Source organism: Chelativorans xinjiangensis (genome assembly GCF_009812055.1).
In the GTDB taxonomy this organism is placed as follows: domain Bacteria; phylum Pseudomonadota; class Alphaproteobacteria; order Rhizobiales; family Rhizobiaceae; genus Chelativorans; species Chelativorans xinjiangense.
Genome location: NZ_WQNH01000002.1, coordinates 38,536 through 59,888, shown reverse-complemented (window position 1 = coordinate 59,888; position 21,353 = coordinate 38,536). Strand labels below are relative to the sequence as shown.

The window sequence follows — 21,353 nt, the reverse complement described above, 5'->3', positions numbered from 1 at the left end:
TTCCGATGCCCAAACACGAGACGGTCCGCCGGGTGAACCACCCGCCCGAGCAGATGTTCGCCCTGGTGGCGGACATCGAGGCCTATCCGCAATTCGTGCCCATGTGCGAGGCGCTCAACGTGCGCTCGCGCAAGGAGCGCGACGGCGTGACGATCCTGCTCGCCGACATGACGGTGGGCTACAAGGCCATCCGCGAGACCTTCACCAGCCAGGTGGTCCTGAAACCGCAGGAACGCATTATCGACGTGCGTTATATCGACGGCCCGTTCCGCTTCCTGCAGAACCGCTGGCGCTTCGATCCGGAGGGCGAAAGCCAGACGGACGTGCACTTCTTCATCGAATACGAGTTCAAGAGCCGCATGCTCGGCATGCTGATGGGCGCCATGTTCGACCGCGCCTTCCGCATGTTTTCCGAAGCTTTCGAGCGGCGGGCGGACGCCGTCTACGGGAAAGGAAGCGTCGCCTAGCGCCCTCGTGGTTCGACAAGCTCACCATGAGGGCTACTTGAGCCTCGCCGCTTGTGTTGAAGCCTGTGCGTATTCCCGTGCGACAACCGCTCGGCCCCTCAGCATCGAAACGCGCCCGACGCCCCAGTAGCCCTCATGGTGAGCTTGTCGAACCACGAGGGCGCTCAGCTCAACATGAGAGGCTCGGGTTTCACGGCGCTCGTTCCTGCGATACTTCCAGCATGAGCGAAAGCGCCGTCGCCACGCTCTCGCTGCGTACCTGGCCCCGCGTGCCGGTAAACAGACGCTTTTGCGCACGCGGCTCCTTTCCTTTCACGGCGAGCCCGAACCAGACGAGGCCAACCGGTTTCTCCGCCGTGCCGCCGCCGGGCCCCGCGACACCCGTCACCGAGACGGCGATGTCGGCGCGCGAATGGGCAAGCGCGCCGGCCGCCATCTCCAGCGCCGTCTCCTCCGACACCGCCCCGCGGGTCCCCAGCGTCTGCGGCGAAACCCCCAGCATCTCCACCTTCGCCTCGTTGGAATAGGTGACGAACCCGCGCTCCAGCACGTTCGAGGCGCCGGCGAGATCGGTAATGGCGGCGGCGATCATGCCGCCGGTGCAGGATTCGGCCGTGGCGAGCTTCAAGCCGCGCTCCTCGCAAGCCTGCAACACCCTTTTCGCCAGCATCTCGACGTCGCTCATGAAGCCCTCACTCCGGCAGAAAATCGGGGTAGACGACTGTCGCCGTCGCAATGGCCGCGATGCCTTCCTCGCGGCCGACGAAGCCCAGCTTCTCGTTGGTCGTCGCCTTGACGGAAACGCGCTCGGGCGCAATCCGCAGCATATCGGAAAGTTCCGCCACCATCGCCTCCCGGTGCGGCCCGATGCGCGGCGCCTCGCAGATCAGCGTGATATCGGCATTGGCGATGCGCCCGCCGCGCGCCCGCACGAGCTTCACCGCATGCTCGACGAAGAGGCGCGAGCGCGCGCCCTTCCATTGTGGGTCGGAGGGCGGGAAATGGGTACCGATGTCACCGGCGCCGCAGGTGGCAAGCAGCGCATCGGTGAGCGCATGCAGGCCGACATCGGCGTCGGAGTGCCCCTGCAACGCCTTCTCATGGGCGATCTCGACGCCGCAGAGCCACACCCGGTCGCCCTTGCCGAAGGCGTGCACGTCATAGCCGTTTCCCGTACGCACGTCGGGCATCCGCACCGCGCTCAGCCGCTGGTCGGCAAGCGCCATGTCGCGCGCCCAGGTGAGCTTCGTGTTGTCGGGCGATCCTTCCACGAGCCGCACCGGAATGCCGGCCCATTCGGCGATCGCCGCATCGTCGGTGAAATCGAGGCGTCCTTCCTTGAGCGCCTTCTCGTGGGCGGCAAGGATCGTCAGGAAGGAAAAGCCCTGCGGCGTCTGCGCGGCGAAGAGGTCGGCCCGCGGCACCGTGCCCTTAACCAGCATGTCGGCGCCGCTCCGCTTCAGCGTGTCGGAAATGGCGACGGCCGGAAGCGCGCCCGTCCCGTCGGCCACGGCGTCGATGACGCGGTCGATGAGGGCGCCGTCGATGAAAGGCCGCACGCCGTCGTGGATCAGGACGATATCCGGCTTCAGTTCGGCAAGGGCGGCGAGCGCAAGGCGCGTCGATTCCTGCCGCGACGAGCCGCCATGGATGGTGCGGATATCGCCGTCGATGCCCTCGCAGGCGGCCGCGAACAGCGTGCTGTCCTCGGGGTGGATCGCCACGGCGATGGTGTCGATCCGCTCGTGCGCGGCAAAGGTTTCCAGCGTGTACCGGATCACCGACTTGCCGCCGATGGGGCGGTATTGCTTCGGCCCGTTGCCGTTCTGCCCGGCACGCTCGCCACGGCCCGCGGCGACGATCACCGCGGCAATCCGACGCTTGGCCGCCGCCTTGCCCTGTTCAAGAAGCGCGTTCATGCGGGAGGGATAATCACGGCAATCGTGAAATGCCAACGGATTTCTGCTAAGGCGCTGCCAAACCCGTTGCGCACCGAACGGTTTGTGGCTAAGAATTAGGCAAACAACGAAGGTGCATGCTTTTTGAGCAAAAATCCTGTCGAGATGCTTGCATGCCCTCTGCGGGTCGGAGCGGTGGCGCTGCGCAACCGGGTCTTCCTGGCGCCCATGTCGGGTGTCACGGATTTGCCGTTCCGCCTGCGCGCGCATCGTCACGGCGCCGGCCTCGTCGTCTCCGAGATGGTTGCCAGCGGCGAATTGGCGAAGGGTAGGGCGGAGAGCGCCCGCCGCATCCGCCGCCGGCCGGAGATCGACGTCCACATGGTGCAGATCGCCGGCCGCGAGGCGCGCTGGATGGCGGAAGCCGCGCGCATTGCCGCGGGCGAGGGTGCCGACATCGTCGACATCAACATGGGATGTCCGGCCAAGAAGGTGACGGGTGGCTATTCGGGCTCGGCGCTGATGCGCGAGCCCGATCATGCATTGTCGCTGATCGAGGCGGTGGTGAAGGCGGTACGCGTCCCGGTGACGCTGAAGATGCGCCTCGGCTGGGACGAGGATTGCCTCAATGCGCCCGCCATCGCGCGGCATGCCGAAGAAGCGGGTATCGCCATGGTGACCATACACGGGCGCACGCGCTGTCAGTTCTATAAGGGCAGGGCGGATTGGCGGGCGATCGCGCGCGTCGGGCAGGCGGTATCGATCCCGGTCGTCGCGAACGGCGACGGCGACGGACCGGCCGAGGCGGCCGCCATGCTGGCGCAGTCGGGCGCGAACGCCGTCATGATCGGCAGGGCGCATTACGGTGCGCCGTGGACGGCAGGCGCGCTCGCCCACTTCGCAGCCGGCGCGCAAGCCCCGGGCGTGCCGCGCGATGCGGCCGAAATGGCCGGCTACGTTGCGGTACACTATGAAGACATGCTCGCCCATTACGGGCTTCAGCAGGGCGTGCGCCATGCCCGCAAGCATCTGGGCTGGTACCTGGAGCGCCATGGCGGTGAAGCCGCGGCATCGCTGCGGCCGGCGATCATGACGGAAACGGAGCCTGCCAAGGTGCTCAACCACCTGGCGGTCGCGTTCGCCGGGCCCGCCGCTTCGCGAATGTCCGCATTTCCGCAAAGACCCGCGTCTCCTCAAAGGATGGTCGCATGAGCACCGATATCTTGTCCGACAGCAGCATCGTGAACGTGGCGCAATTGGCGATCAACGCCATCGGCCATCCCGTCGTCATGGTCGACGACGACGGCTTCATCCCATTCGTCAACGCCGAGGCCGAAGACTTCTTCCGCCTGAGCGCGACGATGCTGGCGCGCAACCGGCTCTCGGACTTCGTGCCCTTCGGCAGTCCGCTGTTGACCTTGGTGGACCAGGTGCGCGAGCGCCGCGCACCGGTCAACGAGTACCGCGTCGATATCTCCTCGCCGCGCCTCGGCTCGGACAAGATCGTCGACATCTACGTCGCCCCGGTCTCGGAGTTGCCGGGCTTCGTCGTCATCATGTTCCAGGAACGCTCGATGGCGGAAAAGATCGACCGGCAGATGACCCACCGGGGTGCGGCCCGCTCGGTGACGGGGCTTGCAGCGATGCTGGCGCATGAGATCAAGAACCCGCTGTCGGGCATCCGCGGTGCGGCACAGCTTCTGGAAAACGTGGTCTCAGACGAAGACCGTGCGCTCGCCCGCCTGATCACCGAGGAAACGGACCGGATCGTCGCCCTGGTCGACCGCATGGAGGTCTTTTCCGACGAGCGGCCGGTGAACCGCGAGCCGGCCAACATCCATGTCATCCTCGATCATGTGAAGGCGCTCGCCCAGAACGGGTTTGCCCGCCATATATCCATCGTCGAGGACTACGATCCCTCGCTGCCGCCGGTCCTCGCCAACCGCGACCAGCTCGTCCAGGTCTTCCTGAACCTTATCAAGAACGCGGCGGAAGCCATTGGAAACACAAGCGGTGGCGAGATAAAGCTTTCCACCGCCTTTCGCCCCGGCATCCGCTTTTCCGTGCCCGGCACGCGCGAGCGCGTGTCGTTGCCGATGGAGTTCTGCGTCCACGACAACGGCCCCGGGGTTTCCGAAGACATCCGGTCGATCATCTTCGACCCCTTCATCACCACCAAGCAGAACGGCTCCGGCCTAGGGCTGGCGCTGGTAGCCAAGATCGTCGGCGCCCATGGCGGCGTCATCGAGTGCGATTCCTCCTCGCGCGGCACCACCTTCCGCATCCTCATGCCGGCCTGGCGCGCAGAGGCCGGCGAACGGGGCGGGCGGCAGAAAACAGGACCGAAGGCATGAGCGTACAAGGCAGCATCCTGGTGGCCGACGACGACGCGGCCATCCGCACCGTCCTGAACCAGGCACTGTCGCGCGTCGGCCACCATGTCCGCGTGACGTCGAACGCCGCAACGCTGTGGCGCTGGGTGTCGGCGGGCGAGGGCGATCTCGTTATCACCGATGTGGTGATGCCGGACGAGAACGCCTTCGACATGCTGCCGCGCATCCGCAAGACCAGGCCCGACCTGCCTGTCATCGTCATGAGCGCGCAGAACACCTTCATGACGGCGATCCGTGCCTCCGAGGTCGGCGCCTACGAATATCTGCCGAAGCCTTTCGACCTGACTGAACTTCTCGGCATTGTCGGCCGGGCGCTCGCCGAGCCGAAGGGCCGGCCTGCCGAAAACCGCGCCAACGATGCGCCCGATTCCATGCCGCTCATCGGCCGCTCGCCGGCCATGCAGGACATCTATCGCATGCTCGCCCGCATGATGCAGACGGACCTCACCGTCATGATCAGCGGCGAATCGGGCACTGGCAAGGAGCTGGTGGCGCGTGCGCTGCACGAGTTCGGCCGCCGCCGCAACGGGCCCTTCGTGGCCATCAACATGGCGGCGATCCCGCGCGACCTGATCGAATCGGAACTCTTCGGCCACGAAAAGGGCGCTTTCACCGGCGCCCAGCAGCGCTCCTCGGGCCGTTTCGAGCAGGCCGAGGGCGGCACGCTTTTCCTCGACGAGATCGGCGATATGCCCATGGAGGCGCAGACGCGGCTGCTCCGCGTTCTCCAGCAGGGCGAATACACCACCGTCGGCGGGCGCACGCCGATCAAGACCGACGTGCGCATCGTCGCCGCCACAAACAAGGACCTGCGCGCCCTCATCAACCAGGGCCTGTTCCGCGAGGACCTGTTCTACCGCCTCAACGTCGTGCCGCTGCGCCTGCCGCCGCTGCGAGAGCGGGCCGAGGACATCCCCGATCTGGTGCGCCATTTCTTCGGCCAGGCCGAGCAGGAGGGCTTGCACGCCAAGCGCATCGCCAGGGGCGGGCTCGATGCGATGATGCAATACGCTTGGCCCGGCAACGTGCGGGAACTGGAAAATCTCGTGCGCCGGCTGGCCGCGCTCTATCCACAGGACGAGATCTCCGAGGAAATCATCCTCAACGAGCTGCGCGGCGCCGCGGTCGCCGAGGGTCCGCGCCAGGGCGAGGGGCTGCCCGAGGACCTGCCGCTTGGCCAGGCGGTCGAGCAGTATCTGCAGCGTCACTTCCGCAGCTTCGGTGCGGCGCTGCCGCCGCCGGGTCTCTACCATCGGATCGTGGCCGAGGTGGAGTATCCGTTGATCCTGGCGGCACTCGCGGCGACCCAGGGGAACCAGATTCGCGCCGCCGAACTCTTGGGCTTGAACCGCAACACGCTTCGCAAGAAGATACGCGAGCTGGGGGTCGACGTGTACCGCGCCTCGAAGCAGCCGCCGGGCGAAGTCGTCCCCAGTTAGTTTTCCTTCTTCGGCCTGGAGAAGGTAGGCGTTGCAAAGTCGCCACATTGCGTTGCATACCTGCAACGCAATGGATCGTTGGGCATTGGCGCCACCGAGTTGAGCATCGATGAGTACGCAGGCATCTGCCATGGCCGGAGAACCGGTTTACCGTTCCGCGCCGAATGACGGCCGCCGCCTGATGGCGCTGCCGGGCATTCTGGCGGCTGCGGGTGCGCTGGTGACGGCGGCCATCTCGTTTGCCGTTCTCCTGGGGCTCACCCCGTTCACTCCCGATGCCGGCACCACGCTGGCGCTGATCGGCATCAACGCCGCATTCGTCCTCCTGCTTCTGGCGCTGATTGGACGCGAGGCGCACCGCATCTATACGGCGCGCAAGGGAGGCAAGGCGGCATCCAGGCTGCACGTGCGCATCGTCGCCATGTTCTCGCTTGTTGCGGCGATACCCGCAATCCTCGTCGCCATCGTCGCTTCCATCACGCTCGATGTCGGCCTCGACCGCTGGTTCGAGCTGCGGACCCGTGTCATCGTGCAGTCGTCCCTGTCCATCGCCGAGGCCTACGTATCCGATCACGCCCGTAATCTGCAGGGCACGACACTCTCCATGGCGATCGACCTCGACCGTCTCCGCTCCCTCTACAATCTCGACCGGATCGGCTTCCGCCAGCGCCTCACCCAGCAGGCGGTGGTCCGCGGCCTTGCCCACGCGGTTCTCATGCGGGAGGACGAGGAGGTCATCATGGGCGCGGACATGCCCGAGCCGATCGAGATTCCCGCTCCGCCCGACGGCGCCTTGCAGCGGGCTGCCGAAGGGCGGCCGGTGCTGTTCGACCTGCCGCCGGGCAACCTGATCGCGGCAATCGTCAAGCTGCGCGAGATCCCCGACGTCTATCTCTACGCCCTGCGCGAGCTCGACCCCCAGGTCATCAAGGCGCAGCGCATCGTCGCGGAGAACACCGGCGAGTACCGCTCGCTGGAGGAAAACCGCATCAACACCCAGGTCGCCTTCGCGCTGCTCTACCTCGTCGTCACGCTGGCCATCGTGCTGGCGGCAATCTGGACGGGCATCGCCGTGGCCGACCGGCTGGTGCGGCCGATCCGTCAGCTTATCGGTGCGGCGGGCGCGGTCTCGACCGGCAATCTCGACGTGGCGGTGCCCGTCCGTCCCTCGGACGGCGACGTAGCCTCGCTGGGCGACACCTTCAACAAGATGACCCTGCAGCTCAAGACCCAGCGCGACGAGCTCATCTCCGCGCGTGACGTCATCGACGAGCGCCGCCGCTTCACCGAGGCGGTGCTTTCGGGCGTCACGGCGGGTGTTATAGGCGTCGACGCCCGGGGCACGGTCTCCATGGTCAACCGCTCGGCCGAAACCATGCTGGCCATTTCCACCGACCGGGCCGTGGGGCAGAATCTCTCCGCCGTCCTGCCGCAGATCGGCCGCGTGTTCGAGATGGGGCGGACGTCCGGCCGCCAGGTCTATCGCCACCAGCTCACCTTCTACCGCGCCGGCGCGGAGCGCACGTTCAACGTTCAGATCACCACCGAGGAAAGCGTCGGCGAGACGGACGAGCGCTCCTACGTCGTCACCGTCGACGACATCACCGACCTCGTGCAGGCGCAGCGCTCTTCGGCCTGGGCGGATGTTGCCCGGCGCATCGCCCATGAGATCAAGAACCCGCTCACGCCGATCCAGCTTTCGGCCGAGCGCATCCGCCGGCGATACGGCAAGGTCATCACCGAGGACCGCGAGGTCTTCGACCAGTGCACGGACACGATCATCCGCCAGGTGGGAGACATCGGCCGCATGGTGGACGAGTTCTCCACCTTCGCGCGCATGCCCAAGCCCGACATCCAGCGGCTCGACCTGCGCGAGCCGCTGCGCGAGGCGTCCTTCCTGGTCGAGGTCAGCCGCTCCGACATCAGGGTCGAACGGGCGCTGGGCGAGAAGCCGTTGATCGGCCGTTTCGACACGCGCCTGATGAGCCAGGCCTTCGGCAACGTCATCAAGAACGCGTCGGAGGCCATCGACGCTGCGATCCGCGAGGAAGGCGAGCGCCAGGGTGTGATCCGCATAGTCGCACGGCAGGTGGGCAAGACCATCGAGGTGGCGGTTATCGACAACGGCAAGGGCCTGCCGCGGGAAAACCGCCAGCGGCTGCTCGAGCCGTACATGACGACGCGCGAGAAAGGCACCGGCCTTGGCCTTGCCATCGTCAAGAAGATAATCGAAGACCATGGGGGGCGGCTGGAGCTCAACGACGCGCCGGCGAACTTCCATGGTGGTGTAGGGGCGATGATCCGCATGATCCTGCCGGGTGCACCGGCCGGCGGCGCTTCCGGGGAAGGGGCGGGCAATTCTGCTGGAGAGACGGAAAAGGTCGATAATGGCGTCTGACATACTGGTCATCGACGACGAGGAAGATATCCGCGAGCTTGTCGCCGGCATCTTGAGCGACGAGGGGCACGAGGCGCGCACCGCCGGCGACAGCGATGGCGCCTTGGCGGCCATCACCGAGCGCGTGCCGCGGCTGGTGCTGCTCGATATCTGGCTGCAGGGCTCCACCCTCGACGGGCTGGCGCTGCTCGACAAGATCAAGGAGATGCATCCCGATTTGCCGGTGGTGATGATCTCCGGCCACGGCACCATCGAGACGGCGGTGTCGGCCATCAAGCGCGGCGCCTATGATTTCATCGAAAAGCCCTTCAAGGCCGACCGGCTGATCCTCATCTGCGAGCGGGCGCTGGAGACGTCCAAGCTCAAGCGCGAGGTCCTGGACCTGAAGAAGCGCAGCGGCGAGAGCTTCGACCTCGTCGGCAACTCGCCGGCGATCAACCACCTGCGTCAGACGATCGAGCGCATCGCCCCCAGCAACAGTCGCATCATGCTGATCGGCCCGTCGGGTTCCGGCAAGGAGCTGGCCGCGCGTGCCATCCATGCCGTTTCCAGCCGCAGCACCGGTCCCTTCGTTTCCGTGAACGCCGCCTCGATCACGCCCGAGCGCATGGAGATCGAGCTGTTCGGCACCGAATCAAATGGCAGCGAGCGCAAGGTGGGCGCCCTGGAGGAGGCCCATCGCGGCACGCTCTTCCTCGACGAAGTCGCCGACATGCCGAGCGAGACGCAAGCCAAGATCCTGCGCGTTCTGGTGGATCAGCAGTTCGAGCGGGTAGGCGGCACCAAGCGGGTCAAGGTCGACGTACGCATCGTCTCCTCCACGGCGCGGAACCTGGAGGCCTTGATCGCCGAGGGCCGCTTCCGCGAGGATCTCTACCACCGCCTGGCCGTTGTGCCGGTCGCGGTTCCACCGCTGTCGGAGCGGCGCGAGGATATCCCGGTCCTGATCGAGCATTTCATGCAGCAGATCGTCACTCAGGTGGGCATCAAGCCGCGCCGCCTCGGCGAGGACGCGCTGGCCGTTCTGCAGGCGCACGACTGGCCGGGCAATGTTCGCCAACTGCGCAACAACGTCGAGCGGCTTCTGATCCTGACGCGCGGCGACGACGGCGACGCGCCGATAACCGCCGACCTGTTGCCCGCCGAGATCGGCGACGTCATGCCGCGTGTGCCGACACAAGGCGACCAGCATATCATGGCACTGCCGCTGCGCGAGGCGCGCGAACTCTTCGAGAAGGAGTACCTTCTGGCGCAGATCAACCGATTCGGCGGCAACATCTCGCGCACCGCCGAGTTCATCGGCATGGAGCGCTCGGCGCTGCACAGGAAGCTGAAGTCGCTTGGGGTGTAGGGGGAGCAGTGAATAGTGAGTGGTGAATAGTGAGTAGTGAGTAGTGAGTAGTGAATAGAAAAGAGTGGCGAGATAGCGAATGGCAGCCGGTGACAAGCGCGGCGTGGGTTCTCTACTCACTATTCACTACTCACTACTCACTCATGACAAGGCAATGAACCCATGAAGGTCATCATCTGCGGCGCCGGCCAGGTCGGCTATGGCATTGCCGAGCGGCTGGCGGCGGAGCAAAACGACGTCTCGGTCATCGACACCTCGGCCGAGCTCATCCGCGGCGTGCGCGACGCGCTCGATGTGCGCGGCTTCGTCGGCCATGGCGCGCATCCGGAGGTCTTGGAAGCCGCCGGCGCCCAGCAGGCCGACATGATCATCGCCGTCACGCTCTACGACGAGGTCAACATGGTGGCCTGCCAGGTTGCGCACTCGCTCTTCAACGTGCCGACCAAGGTCGCGCGCATCCGCTCGCAGTCCTATCTGCAGTCCCACTACATGGACCTTTTCTCGCGCGATCACCTGCCGATCGACGTCATCATCTCGCCGGAACTCGAGGTGGGCGAAATGGTGCTCAGGCGCATCGCTCTTCCCGGCGCCACCGACGTGGTGGCCTTCGCCGACGGGCGCGTGGCCATGGTGGCGATCGAATGCCAGGAGGAGTGCCCGGTCATCAACACGCCGCTGGCGCAGCTGACCGAGCTTTTCCCCGATCTGCCCTCTACCGTGGTGGGCGTGTCGCGCAACGGCAACCTGTTCGTCCCGCATTCCGGCGATCAGCTGATGGCCGGCGACATGGCCTATGTCGTCACCACAAAGGACCAGGTCCGCCGCACCTTGGGCCTGTTCGGGCATGAGGAGGCCGAGGCCACCCGCATCGTCATTGCCGGCGGCGGCAATATCGGTCGCTACGTCGCCCGCTCGCTGGAGCGCAAGCGCAGCCGCACCAAGGTGAAGATCATCGAGAGCAACCGCGAGCGCGCCGTCGCCATCGCCGACGATTTGCGCCGCACGGTCGTGCTCAACGGCAGCGCGCTCGAGCAGAAGCTGCTTCTGGAGGCTGACATCGACCATGCAGACCTGATGGTGGCCCTCACCAACGATGATCAGGTCAACATCCTTTCGAGCGTGATCGCCAAGCGGCTCGGCTGCAAGTCGAACCTGGTGCTCATCAACAACCCCACCTATCACGAATTCGCCAAGACGCTGGGCATCGATGCCCATGTGAACCCGCGCGCTGTGACCATCTCCAAGGTTCTGCAGCACGTGCGCCGCGGCCGCATCCGTGCCGTCCACAACGTCCAGAAGGGGGCAGCCGAGATCCTCGAGGCCGAGGCCCTGGAGACCTCGCCGCTGGTCGGCCCGCCGCTCAGCGAGCAGGAACTGCCGGACGGGATGCGCATCGGCGCCGTCTATCGCGACGGCACGGTCCTCAAGCCGAGTGGTTCACTGCGTATCAAGCCGAAGGACCGGGTCGTCATCTTCGCGCTGGAGAGTGCGGTGCGCCAGGTCGAGCAGCTCTTTCGCGTCAGCCTGGAATTTTTCTGAGACCGCCCGATTCGCAGGAACTTCATTTTTTTGAGGGGAGAACCATGCCGCGCATTGCCTATGTGAACGGCCGCTACGTCCGCCATGCCGAGGCTGGAGTGCATATCGAGGACCGGGGCTACCAGTTCGCCGACGGCGTCTACGAGGTCTGCGAGGTGGCGCGCGGCTATGTCATCGACATGACCCGCCATCTCGACCGGCTTGGCCGTTCGCTCTCCGAGCTTTCCATCGATTGGCCGATGCATCGCAAGGCGCTGGAGATCGTCATGCGCGAGGTGATCCGCCGCAACGGCGTAAGGAACGGGCTGGTCTATCTCCAGGTCACCCGCGGCGTGGCCCCGCGCGATCACGTCTTCCCGGCGCTAGATACGAGACCGGCCGTCGTCGTGACCGCCAAGCGCCTTGACCCGAAGGCGGCTGCGAAGCGCGCGGAAAAGGGCGTCAAAGTCATCACCGTGCCGGAAAACCGCTGGGAGCGCGTCGACATCAAGACGGTGGGGCTCCTGCCCAACGTGCTGGCGCGGCAGAAGGCGCGCGAGGCGGGTGCGGCGGAAGCCTGGTTCCTCGACACCGACGGCATGGTGAAGGAGGGGGCCGCCACCAATGCCTGGATCGTCACCGCCGATGGCAAGCTGGTGACACGGCCGGCCGATTTCGGCATACTGCGCGGCATCACGCGGGCGACCGTGCTCGACCTGGCCGCGAAAATGGGCCTCACGGTCGAGGAAAGGGCGTTTTCCGTGGAGGAGGCGCAATCGGCGCGCGAGGCCTTCATCACCGCCGCTTCGACGGTCGTCATGCCGGTTGTGGAAATCGATGGCCGACCGGTGGCCAACGGCCACCCCGGCTCGCTCACCCTGTCTCTGCGGCACTCGTTTTTTGACGTTGCGGAAAAAAGTCCTGCCTGTTAACCACTCGGGCAGTCGGCTTAAGGTGACGGTGCTGGCGGGAGCGTGGCAGGAGGGCAGTCGCCGCGCTTGACAGGGCGGGGTGACATTTGCGCTACTGCCGCGCAATGCGCAGGGATGGTGAAAGAAAAAAACAATGGCGGAACGTTCGCAAAATCTGCAGGACCTGTTCCTGAACACCGTTCGCAAGAGCAAGAACCCGCTGACGATCTTCCTGATCAACGGCGTGAAATTGACCGGCGTGGTAACCTCATTCGACAATTTCTGTGTTCTTCTGCGCCGCGACGGCCACTCGCAGCTCGTCTACAAGCATGCCATCTCCACGATCATGCCGAGCCAGCCGGTGCAGTTGTTCGATGCCGAGGAAAACAGTCGGGAAGGCTGATTGGCAGATAAACCGAAGGCTGCCGGCGATCCGCGCGCCGACGACGGCGCGTTCGCCGGCGAGATCACGAAGGCCGTCGTCGTAACGCCGGTGCTGACCTCCGCTCGCGCGCAAGGCGAGGAGGGGGGTGCGCGTGCGCGCATGTCCCTGTCGCCGCAGGCAAGGCTTGAAGAGGCGGTGGGCCTTGCCGAGGCGATCGACCTCGAAATTGTCCACAGCGAGACGTTTCCCGTCTCGGCGCCGCGCCCGGCGACGCTGATCGGCGCCGGCAAGGTGAGCGCGCTCGCCGGCATCGTCGCCGAGCGCGAGGCCGAGCTGGTCGTCGTCGATCACCAGCTTTCCCCCGTGCAGCAGCGCAACCTCGAGCGCGAGCTCAAGGCCAAGGTGCTCGACCGCACCGGCCTCATCCTGGAAATCTTCGGTCGCCGCGCCCGCACCAAGGAAGGCCGGCTGCAGGTCGATCTCGCGCACCTCGAATATCAGCGCGGCCGGCTCGTCAGAAGCTGGACGCACCTTGAACGCCAGCGCGGCGGCGGCGGCTTCATGGGCGGCCCCGGCGAGACGCAGATCGAGGCTGACCGCAGGCTTCTGCAGGAGCGCATCATCCGCATCAAGCGGGAGCTGGAGACCGTGCGGCGCACGCGCGACCTGCACCGGGCCAAGCGCCGCAAGGTGCCGTTCCCGGTGGTCGCCATCGTCGGCTACACCAATGCCGGCAAGTCGACGCTCTTCAACCGGCTGACGGGCGCCTCCGTCATGGCCGAGGACATGCTGTTCGCCACGCTCGACCCGACGCTGAGGCGCGTGCGGTTCCCGCACGGCACGGTCGTCATCCTGTCCGACACGGTCGGCTTCATCTCCGACCTGCCGACCCATCTTGTCGCCGCCTTCCGTGCCACGCTCGAAGAGGTGGTGGAGGCCGATCTCGTCATCCACCTGCGCGACATCTCGGACCCCGACACTGCCGCCCACGCCACCGATGTGGAGGACGTGCTGGCGAGCCTCGGCGTCGATGCCGCCGATACCAGCCACATCATCGAGGTGTGGAACAAGATCGACCGCCTCGGCGAAAGCGATCGCGAAAGGCTCTTCAGGGACGAAGCCAACAGGTCGCCGCCGGTTGCCATCTCCGCGGTGACCGGGGAGGGGATCGACGACCTCATGGCGCTGATCGAAGAGCGCGTCGCCGGCCGTGTCGCGGAGACGTCCGTCACCCTTTCGCCGGACCAGATGGCGCTCATGGACTGGGTGTACCGGCATGGCGAGGTCACCGACCGCGAGAATCACGAAGACGGCAGCATCACCATCCGCCTCCGCGCCACCGACGCGGCGCGCGACGAGATAAGGCGGAGATTATCGAGCAATAACAGGGGGTAGGGTAGGGGTTTTAATGGGGTTTGGCAGTATGCTTCGTGGAGGCGTTTCCGAACGCTCTCCGACAGCAGGTTCCCAACGCGCTACCTTCCCCTCTTCGCGCGCTGCCAAAGACCCTCCATCTCTTCCAGCGAAGCCGCGCCAAGCGTCTTTCCATCGGCCTCCAGCCCGCGTTCCACGGCATGGAAGCGGTGGCGGAATTTTTCGTTGGTGCCGCGCAGCGCCGCTTCCGGATCAAGCCCCATATGGCGCCCGAGATTGACCAGCGCGAACAGGAGGTCGCCGAATTCCTCCGCCACCGCCTCGCGCCGCCCTTCGTCCATGGCCTCACGCAGTTCGCCGATCTCCTCCTCGATCTTGTCGAGGATCGGCCGCGGCGCACCCCAGTCGAAGCCGACGCGGGCGGCTTTTTCCTGCAGCTTCAGGGCGCGCGTCAGCGCGGGCAGGGCGACCGTCACGTCGTCGAGATAGCCCGCGCGCTCGTCGCCGGCATCGTTACGCTCCGCCCGGCGCTCCGCCTTTTCCTCCGCCTTGATGCGCTCCCACATACCCTTGGCCATGCCTGCCTCGCGCGCGTCCTCGTCGCCGAAGACATGGGGGTGGCGGCGGATCATCTTGGTGGTGATCGCCTCGACCACATCGCCGAAATCGAAGGTACCGGCTTCCTCCGCCATCCGCGCATGGAAAACCACCTGAAGCAGAAGGTCGCCCAACTCCTCGCGCAGGTCGTGCATGTCGCCGCGCTGGATCGCATCGAGCACCTCGTAGGCTTCCTCGATCGTGTAGGGCGCAATGGTCGAGAAATCCTGCTTCACGTCCCACGGGCAACCCGTCTCCGGGTCGCGCAGCGCAGCCATGATCTCGATCAGGCGGGAGATGTCCTTGGACGGCTTCATGGGCGGCGGCTCCGTTCACTGGCGGCGAAGCCGTAGCGCGCATCGGCCGTATTCTCAAGCGGTTCGATTACCGCGCGGTGAGCGTGAGGGACCATCCTCCGTTCGGTCCGGATCGAGCGCGCGGTCGTAGATCGAGCCAAGAGGCTTATGTTTCAAATAATATCTCGCCCAAATTGGTGAGGTGTGCAAACAGCCAGGCCATGAGATGTTCTTCTTCTACGGCGTGAGAAAAGGGGGCGCGTCAATGGATGTTCTTGTGTTGGTTTGTGCTCTGGCTGTCGCAGCACCCGACTGCCAGCGAAGCACCGCAATTCACGGCTTCTACGCCCCCGATCCGAAGCCTGATCTCGCTGGCTGCCTCCGTGAGGGTTTGCTTTACGCCGCCCGATCCGGATTGGTCATGGCAGACACCTATCCGAAAGTCTTCTGCATTCCGCAACGAAGTGCGGAAGCAAGAGCAAGCAAGATCGACAAGCGCGAATAGTGTGAGTTCTCGTCGAGGGGACCATCGCCGCTGACATCGCTCCGGAGTCGCACTTCAAACTTGAACCCACCCGCCGATACAGCATTATCGCATAAGATAGATTATGGAACTAGCGTGCTAGGCCAGCGGTGCTAGGGCCAGCGGTGCTAGGATTGAGCGCTGCGGTGGTGTTGATGGGTCCTCGGATCAAGCCCAAGAATACGGCTCGAGCGTCTCGTCACGCCACGATATCAGCCACCTCGGCGCGCGCCGAGGCCACCAGCGCCTTGGGCTCGGCTGCAAAGACGGCGTCGTGCGCCCCGGCCGCCGCCCAGACGGTCGTGAAGCCCAGCAGCGTCTCATCGGCGTAGCGGCGCACGCTCGCCGGATGGCCGAGCGGCGAAACGCCGCCGATGGCGAAGCCGGTTTCCTCGCGCACCTTGCGCGGATCGGCGCGTGTCAGGTTCTCGCCGGCAAGCCGGCCGGCTTTTCCCAGATCGAGGTGATGGCCGCCGGACACCAGGAACAGATAGAGCTTTCCGGACATCTCGCCGGCAAAGATCAGCGACTTGACGATCTGGTCGACCGCACAGCCGCATTGCGTTGCCGCTTCCTCGGCGGTGCGGGTCGATTCTCCCATGCGCCTGATTTCGATCTCAAGGCCGGCTTCCGCCGCCGCCGCAGCCACCCGATTGACGCTCTTCGACATCGAAAACCCTCGTTATTTCAATCGCCTGAAATATCTTCCTCAACCACCATTCCATCATAGGCCGGCTCCACGTGGTCCGGCGCCTCCCGCCGTACGGCCTCGTAGTCGAGCGGTGTATGCATGTGTGTCAGGATGGCGCGCTTCGGCTTCAGCCGCTCGATCCATTCCAGCGCTTGCCCGAGGGAAAAGTGGCTGGGGTGCGGCCGGTGCTGCAGCGCGTCGATCACCAGCACCTCAAGGTCGGCCAACAGCGGCACGGTCTCCGGCGGGTAGTCGCTCACATCGGAACAATAGGCGAACGAACCGACGCGGAAGCCGAGCGAGCGGATATCGCCGTGGATCTGCGGCAGCGGCGTGAAGGTCAGCGCTCCGCCCTCGCCGGTGATCGTGAAAGGCTCCTCGTGGCGGATGAGGTGCGGCGTCACGATCGGCGGATAGCTGCTTCCCGGCGGCGTCTCGAAGCAATAGGCGAAGGCGCCGCGCAGGCGCTCCATGGTCGGCCGGTCTGCATGGATGTCGATGCGGCGGCCCTGCACCTGCACGTAGCCGCGCAGGTCGTCGATGCCGTGGATATGGTCGGCGTGCGGGTGGCTGTAGACGACGCCGTCGAGGCGCGGCACCTTTGCTGCGATCATCTGCTCGCGGAAATCCGGCCCCGTGTCGATGGCAATGCGCGTGGCGCGCCCGTCAGGCTTGATGCGCTCCACCAGGGCGGCGGCCCGCAAACGCCGGTTGCGCGGGTTCGAGGGATCGCAGGCGCCCCAGTCGCCGTTGATCCGCGGCACGCCAGGCGAGGACGCACAGCCGAGAATGGTGAGCCGCAGCCGGTCCCCCAAGGCTACGCGCCTTTCCCGGCCGGGCGCGGCACCTTGGCGAAGAGACGGAAGAAGTTCTCCGTCGTGAGTGCCGCCATCTCCTCGGCGGAAACGCCCGCCGTCTCGGCCAGCACCGCCGCCGTGTGCGCCACATAGGCCGGCTCGTTGCGCTTGCCGCGGAATGGCACCGGCGCCAGATACGGCGCGTCCGTCTCCACCAGAAGCCGGTCGCGCGGCACGCTTCTGGCGATCTCGCGCAGCGCTTCGGACTTCTTGAACGTCAGGATGCCGGAGAAGGAGATATAGCCGCCCAGTGCAACGCCGGTGCGCGCCAGAGCCGGCCCGGAGGAGAAGCAGTGCAGGATGAAGGGGAAGGCCCCCTTCCCTGCCTCGTCCCTGAGGATCGCCGCGATGTCGTCGTCGGCCTCGCGCGCGTGGATGACGAGCGGCAGGCCCGTGCGCCGCGCTGCCTCGATATGGGTGCGAAAGCCCTTGGCCTGCAGGTCGCGCGGCGCCTTGTCGTAAAAGTAGTCGAGGCCAGCCTCGCCGATGCCGACCACTTTCGGATGCTCGCAAAGCGCGACGATCAGGTCCGCCGTCACGTCGGTTTCCTCGCCCGCGTTGTGCGGATGCGTGCCGACGGTGCAGAAGACATTGTCGTAGCGCTCGGCGATGGCCTTGACGCCGTCGAACTTCGCAACGCGCGTGGAGATGGTGACCATGAGGCCTACCCCCGCCGCCCCGGCGCGCGCCACCACATCGTCCCGCTCTGCTTCGAAATCGGGGAAGTCGAGATGGCAATGGCTGTCGATCAGCATGGCGCTAAGCCCCCTGCCCTTTGTCCTCGGCCTCCACATAGCGCGGGAAGACCGGCTGCGGCGCCGGCAGCGGCGTTCCGGGCTGGAGCGCGCCAGCTTCCCCAATATCGGCAAAGAGCCGCTTGTCCGCCGGCACGGCGAGAAGGTCGAGAAGCTTTTCCGCCGAGGCCGGAATGTAGGGCTGGCACAGGATGCCCACGCGGCGCAGCACCTCCGCGGTGGTATAGAGCACCGTCTCCATGCGCGCCGGGTCGCTCTTGCGCAGCGCCCAGGGTTCTTGGCCGGCGAAATAGCGGTTCGCCTCCGCCACCACCTCGAACACGGCCGCGAGTGCGGCGTGGATCGCCTGCCGGCCCATCGCCTCGCGGGCCGTCTCAAGCGCTTTCTCCGCCCGGTCGAGGATGGTTGCGTCGGCCTCGGCCAGCGCGCCGCGCTCCGGCACCTTGCCATCGCAGTTCTTGGCGATCATCGACAGCGAGCGCTGCGCCAGATTGCCGAGGTCGTTGGCAAGGTCGGCATTGGTGCGGTTGACGATGGCGTCGTGGCTGTAGCTGCCGTCCTGGCCGAAGGGCACCTCGCGCAGGAAGAAATAGCGTACCTGGTCGAGCCCGTAATGCTCGATGAGCGCGAAAGGATCGATGACGTTGCCGACCGACTTCGACATCTTCTCCCCGCGGTTGAACAGGAAGCCGTGGCTGAAGATGCGCTTGGGCAGCGGCATGCCTGCCGACATCAGGAAGGCCGGCCAGTAGATGGCGTGGAAGCGCGTGATGTCCTTGCCGATCACGTGCACGTCGGCCGGCCAGTAGCGCCAGCGCTCGGCCTCTTGGTCGGGGTAGCCGGCGGCGGTGATGTAGTTGGTCAGCGCGTCGACCCACACATACATCACGTGCCTTTCGTCGCCCGGCACCGGCACGCCCCAGTCGAAGGTGGTGCGCGAGATGGAAAGGTCGCGCAGGCCAGAGCGCACGAAGCTTGCGATCTCGTTCTTCCGCTCGACTGGGCCGATGAAGCCCGGATGCTCCTCGTAGAGCTTCAGGAGCGGCTCCTGATAGGCCGAGAGACGGAAGAAATAGCTTTCCTCCTCGACCCACTCCACGGGCGTCCCTTGAGGGCCGTAGCGCACGCCGTCCTCGCGCACTTCCGTCTCTTCCTCGCCGTAATAGGCCTCGTCGCGCACCGAATACCAGCCGGAATAGCTGCCGAGATAGATGTCGCCGTTGTCCGCCATCGCCTTCCAGATCGCCTGGCTGGCGATGCGGTGGCGCTCTTCCGTGGTGCGGATGAAATCGTCGTTGGAGGCATTCAGCGCCTTCGCCATGCGCTGGAATTCCGGCGTGTTGCGGTTCGCCAGCTCACGCGCCGAAATGCCTTCCTTGCGTGCCGTCTGCAGCATCTTGATGCCGTGTTCGTCGGTGCCGGTGAGGAACATGACGTCCTTGCCGTCGCAGCGCTGGAAGCGCGCCAGCGCGTCCGTCGCGATCAGCTCGTAGGCATGGCCGATATGCGGGCTGCCGTTGGGATAGGAAATCGCCGTCGTTATGTAGAAGGTCTCACGCGTCATATGGGAAGATGTCCAGGATCGATATTGGCTCGCGCCCAGATAGCGCATCGCGGCGGCGAACGCCATGCATGGAAGCGCTTCAGTTGGCGGGCATTTCGTGTTCGGCCTCGTGAAGCCGCCGCATCAGGCCCACAACGTGCTGCTTGCGCTCGAGATTGAAGATCTCCGCTTGGCGCACGGTCTCGGCCATCTCCTCCCAGGAAGCCGCCAGCCGCGCTGCCTGTTCCACGTCGCCGGCCTCAGCCGCGCGCGCCGCGGCCCCGGCCACGCGGCCAAGCACTGATCGGTTGAAGATGTCGAACTGCACCTGCGCGTCCCTTGCCGCCACCGCCTCGGCCAGCCGGTAGGTCTCCGTGACGTCGAAACGGCGCCCGCCGGCAACCCGCTCGATGGCTTGCGCAATCTCCAGCCCGCCGAACTGGGTGAGCAGAATTGCGTTGCGCACGCTGCCGCCGGCGCGCTCGACGAGCAGGCGCCTTTCCTCCGCGCTCTCGGGCAGGTCCGCGCCGAGGCGCAGCAGGAGGTCCTCCAGCGGCCCTGCCCCCAAGGGCTGAAGTTTAATGACCTGGCAGCGCGAGCGGATGGTCGGCAAGAGCCGGCCGGGCGAATGGGCGATCAGCACGAACAGCGTGCGCGACGGCGGCTCCTCCAGGTTCTTCAGAAGCGCGTTGGCGGCACTGGTGTTCATGTCGTCGGCCGGATCGACGATGACGACACGATAGCCCCCGTCCGACGCCGTCATGGAAAGGAAACGGCTGACACGGCGGATCTCGTCCACCGTGATCACGGTCTTGAACTTCTTCTCCCGCTCCCCGTAGGGCCGCGTCAGATGCAGGAGGCCCGGATGCGCGCCCTGCGCTGCAAGCCGAAATGCCTGAGAGCCCGCGTCCGCTTCTCCAAAGCTTCCCGGCGCTTCTTCGCTTTTCGGGTGGGTGAAGAGATGGTGCGCCAGGTGGAAGGCGAGCGTCGCCTTGCCCGTTCCGCGCGGCCCGGCGAGAAGCAGCGCATGGTGCAGCTTGCCTGCGCGATGGGCGCCGGCGAGCATGGCGCGCGCTTCCTCGTGGCCGACGAGCAGCGGGTTTTCCGCCGACTCCGGGATATCCGGCAGCGTATCGTGCTGTTCCGGTGCCGTACGCTCAAACATCGCCCGCCCCGTGCTTCGCCTCGTCTCTCGTCTCCTTCGGCATCGCCTTGTCGACCGCCCGCGCCACCGCCGCGGCGACCTCGGCGCGCGGCGCCGCTGCGTCGATGACGACGCAGCGTTGCGGCTCCTTCTTGGCGATATCGAGGAAGGCCTTGCGCCGCCGGCGGTGGATCTGCAGGGTCTCCTTCTCGAACCGGTCGGCGCCCTCCCCGCCGCGCCGCTCCGTTGCGCGGCGCAGGCCCTCCTCCGGGTCGATATCGAGGATGATCGTCAGGTCCGGCATCACCCCGTTCACCGTCACGCGCTCCAGCGTCGCCATGAAGTCGGCATCGAGCCCGCCGGTCACGCCCTGATAGACGCGCGAGGAATCGACGAAGCGGTCGCAAAGCACTACGGCGCCGCGGGCGATACCCGGCCGGATGACCTGCTCCACATGGTCGAGCCGTGCGGCGGCGAAGAGGATTGCCTCCAGCGTTGGCCCGAAGGGCTCTGCCGCACCCGACAAGAGCACGTGGCGCACGGCTTCCGCCCCCGGAGAGCCGCCTGGCTCGCGCGTCACCAGCACCTCGCGGCCCTCCTCGGCGAGATGCTCGGCAAGGAGCCGGATATGCGTGGACTTGCCCGCACCCTCACCCCCCTCGAACGTTATGAAGAACCCGCGCGGCAATCGCTTCCCGTCCTGCATCGGCTTTGTCGGCCCTTCATAGTCACCCAAAAGTTGAAGGTCCAACTTTCTGTTGAAACCATGCGAAAAGCGGAAACGCAACGCGTCGTTGCCATACCCTTCGGGAC

20 protein-coding genes are annotated in these 21,353 nt (G+C 65.9%); 11 read left to right on the top strand and 9 right to left on the bottom strand.

What is annotated here, in order from left to right:
• Positions 1–5: 5 nt before the first annotated feature.
• A complete protein-coding gene (locus GM910_RS02000) occupies positions 6–467 on the top strand; it encodes a type II toxin-antitoxin system RatA family toxin (RefSeq protein WP_159585825.1) in 462 nt (153 codons plus the stop codon).
• Positions 468–657: 190 nt separating this feature from the next.
• Here the strand turns inward: GM910_RS02000 and GM910_RS01995 are convergent, their stop codons facing one another.
• Together GM910_RS01995 and GM910_RS01990 are read right to left on the bottom strand one after the other, a co-directional pair.
• Positions 658–1,152, bottom strand: a complete 495-nt coding sequence (locus GM910_RS01995) for a CinA family protein (protein ID WP_159585824.1) — start codon at positions 1,150–1,152, stop codon at positions 658–660.
• Positions 1,153–1,159: 7 nt separating this feature from the next.
• Positions 1,160–2,386: a bifunctional 2-C-methyl-D-erythritol 4-phosphate cytidylyltransferase/2-C-methyl-D-erythritol 2,4-cyclodiphosphate synthase gene (locus GM910_RS01990; protein ID WP_159585823.1), complete on the bottom strand. Its 1,227-nt coding sequence runs from the start codon at positions 2,384–2,386 to the stop codon at positions 1,160–1,162.
• 144 nt (positions 2,387–2,530) lie between these two features.
• On the opposite strand from GM910_RS01990, the gene dusB reads away from it, so the two are divergent.
• The 9 genes from dusB to hflX all read left to right on the top strand — a co-directional run bounded on the left by dusB (position 2,531) and on the right by hflX (position 14,155).
• Positions 2,531–3,577, top strand: a complete 1,047-nt coding sequence (dusB, locus tag GM910_RS01985; RefSeq protein WP_159586034.1) for a tRNA dihydrouridine synthase DusB — start codon at positions 2,531–2,533, stop codon at positions 3,575–3,577.
• Entirely contained in the window at positions 3,574–4,719 is a 1,146-nt protein-coding gene (locus GM910_RS01980; RefSeq protein ID WP_159585822.1) for a two-component system sensor histidine kinase NtrB, read from the top strand. The genes dusB and GM910_RS01980 overlap by 4 nt, the downstream gene beginning before the upstream one ends.
• On the top strand, positions 4,716–6,197 hold the full coding sequence (ntrC, locus tag GM910_RS01975; protein WP_159585821.1) for a nitrogen regulation protein NR(I): 1,482 nt from the start codon (positions 4,716–4,718) through the stop codon (positions 6,195–6,197). Before GM910_RS01980 ends, ntrC begins: the two co-directional genes overlap by 4 nt.
• A gap of 109 nt (positions 6,198–6,306) precedes the next feature.
• Complete coding sequence (locus GM910_RS01970; RefSeq protein ID WP_159585820.1) at positions 6,307–8,595, top strand: sensor histidine kinase NtrY-like; 2,289 nt, start codon at positions 6,307–6,309, stop codon at positions 8,593–8,595.
• A complete protein-coding gene (gene ntrX / locus GM910_RS01965; RefSeq protein WP_159585819.1) occupies positions 8,585–9,946 on the top strand; it encodes a nitrogen assimilation response regulator NtrX in 1,362 nt (453 codons plus the stop codon). The genes GM910_RS01970 and ntrX overlap by 11 nt, the downstream gene beginning before the upstream one ends.
• 162 nt (positions 9,947–10,108) lie before the next feature.
• A complete protein-coding gene (trkA, locus tag GM910_RS01960; RefSeq protein ID WP_159585818.1) occupies positions 10,109–11,485 on the top strand; it encodes a Trk system potassium transporter TrkA in 1,377 nt (458 codons plus the stop codon).
• 44 nt (positions 11,486–11,529) lie between these two features.
• Positions 11,530–12,396 (top strand): D-amino-acid transaminase, encoded by an 867-nt coding sequence (locus GM910_RS01955; RefSeq protein WP_159585817.1) that lies wholly within the window; start codon positions 11,530–11,532, stop codon positions 12,394–12,396.
• A gap of 133 nt (positions 12,397–12,529) precedes the next feature.
• The gene (gene hfq, locus GM910_RS01950; RefSeq protein WP_159585816.1) at positions 12,530–12,778 is read left to right on the top strand and encodes an RNA chaperone Hfq; all 249 of its coding nucleotides are present in this window, start codon (positions 12,530–12,532) and stop codon (positions 12,776–12,778) included.
• Complete coding sequence (hflX, locus tag GM910_RS01945; RefSeq protein WP_159585815.1) at positions 12,779–14,155, top strand: GTPase HflX; 1,377 nt, start codon at positions 12,779–12,781, stop codon at positions 14,153–14,155.
• 80 nt (positions 14,156–14,235) lie between these two features.
• Here the strand turns inward: hflX and mazG are convergent, their stop codons facing one another.
• Positions 14,236–15,048 (bottom strand): nucleoside triphosphate pyrophosphohydrolase, encoded by an 813-nt coding sequence (gene mazG / locus GM910_RS01940; RefSeq protein WP_159585814.1) that lies wholly within the window; start codon positions 15,046–15,048, stop codon positions 14,236–14,238.
• Between the two features lie 205 nt (positions 15,049–15,253).
• Between mazG and GM910_RS01935 the strand changes: the two genes are divergently transcribed.
• Positions 15,254–15,532 carry a hypothetical protein gene (locus tag GM910_RS01935; protein ID WP_159585813.1) on the top strand — a complete coding sequence of 93 codons (279 nt, stop codon included), beginning with the start codon at positions 15,254–15,256 and terminating at the stop codon, positions 15,530–15,532.
• A gap of 217 nt (positions 15,533–15,749) precedes the next feature.
• Here the strand turns inward: GM910_RS01935 and GM910_RS01930 are convergent, their stop codons facing one another.
• The 6 genes from GM910_RS01930 to tmk are packed head-to-tail and all read right to left on the bottom strand — an operon-like array spanning position 15,750 to position 21,228.
• Complete coding sequence (locus GM910_RS01930; RefSeq protein ID WP_159585812.1) at positions 15,750–16,220, bottom strand: YbaK/EbsC family protein; 471 nt, start codon at positions 16,218–16,220, stop codon at positions 15,750–15,752.
• A gap of 17 nt (positions 16,221–16,237) precedes the next feature.
• Positions 16,238–17,056, bottom strand: coding sequence for an MBL fold metallo-hydrolase (locus GM910_RS01925; protein WP_159585811.1), 819 nt, complete (start codon positions 17,054–17,056; stop codon positions 16,238–16,240).
• Between the two features lie 2 nt (positions 17,057–17,058).
• A complete protein-coding gene (locus tag GM910_RS01920; protein ID WP_159585810.1) occupies positions 17,059–17,853 on the bottom strand; it encodes a TatD family hydrolase in 795 nt (264 codons plus the stop codon).
• Positions 17,854–17,857: 4 nt separating this feature from the next.
• Positions 17,858–19,465: a methionine--tRNA ligase gene (gene metG, locus GM910_RS01915; RefSeq protein WP_159586033.1), complete on the bottom strand. Its 1,608-nt coding sequence runs from the start codon at positions 19,463–19,465 to the stop codon at positions 17,858–17,860.
• A 31-nt stretch (positions 19,466–19,496) separates the two neighbouring features.
• Positions 19,497–20,561, bottom strand: a complete 1,065-nt coding sequence (locus GM910_RS01910; protein ID WP_159585809.1) for a DNA polymerase III subunit delta' — start codon at positions 20,559–20,561, stop codon at positions 19,497–19,499.
• Complete coding sequence (gene tmk / locus GM910_RS01905; protein ID WP_159585808.1) at positions 20,554–21,228, bottom strand: dTMP kinase; 675 nt, start codon at positions 21,226–21,228, stop codon at positions 20,554–20,556. The genes GM910_RS01910 and tmk overlap by 8 nt, the downstream gene beginning before the upstream one ends.
• Between the last annotated feature and the right edge of the window lie 125 nt (positions 21,229–21,353).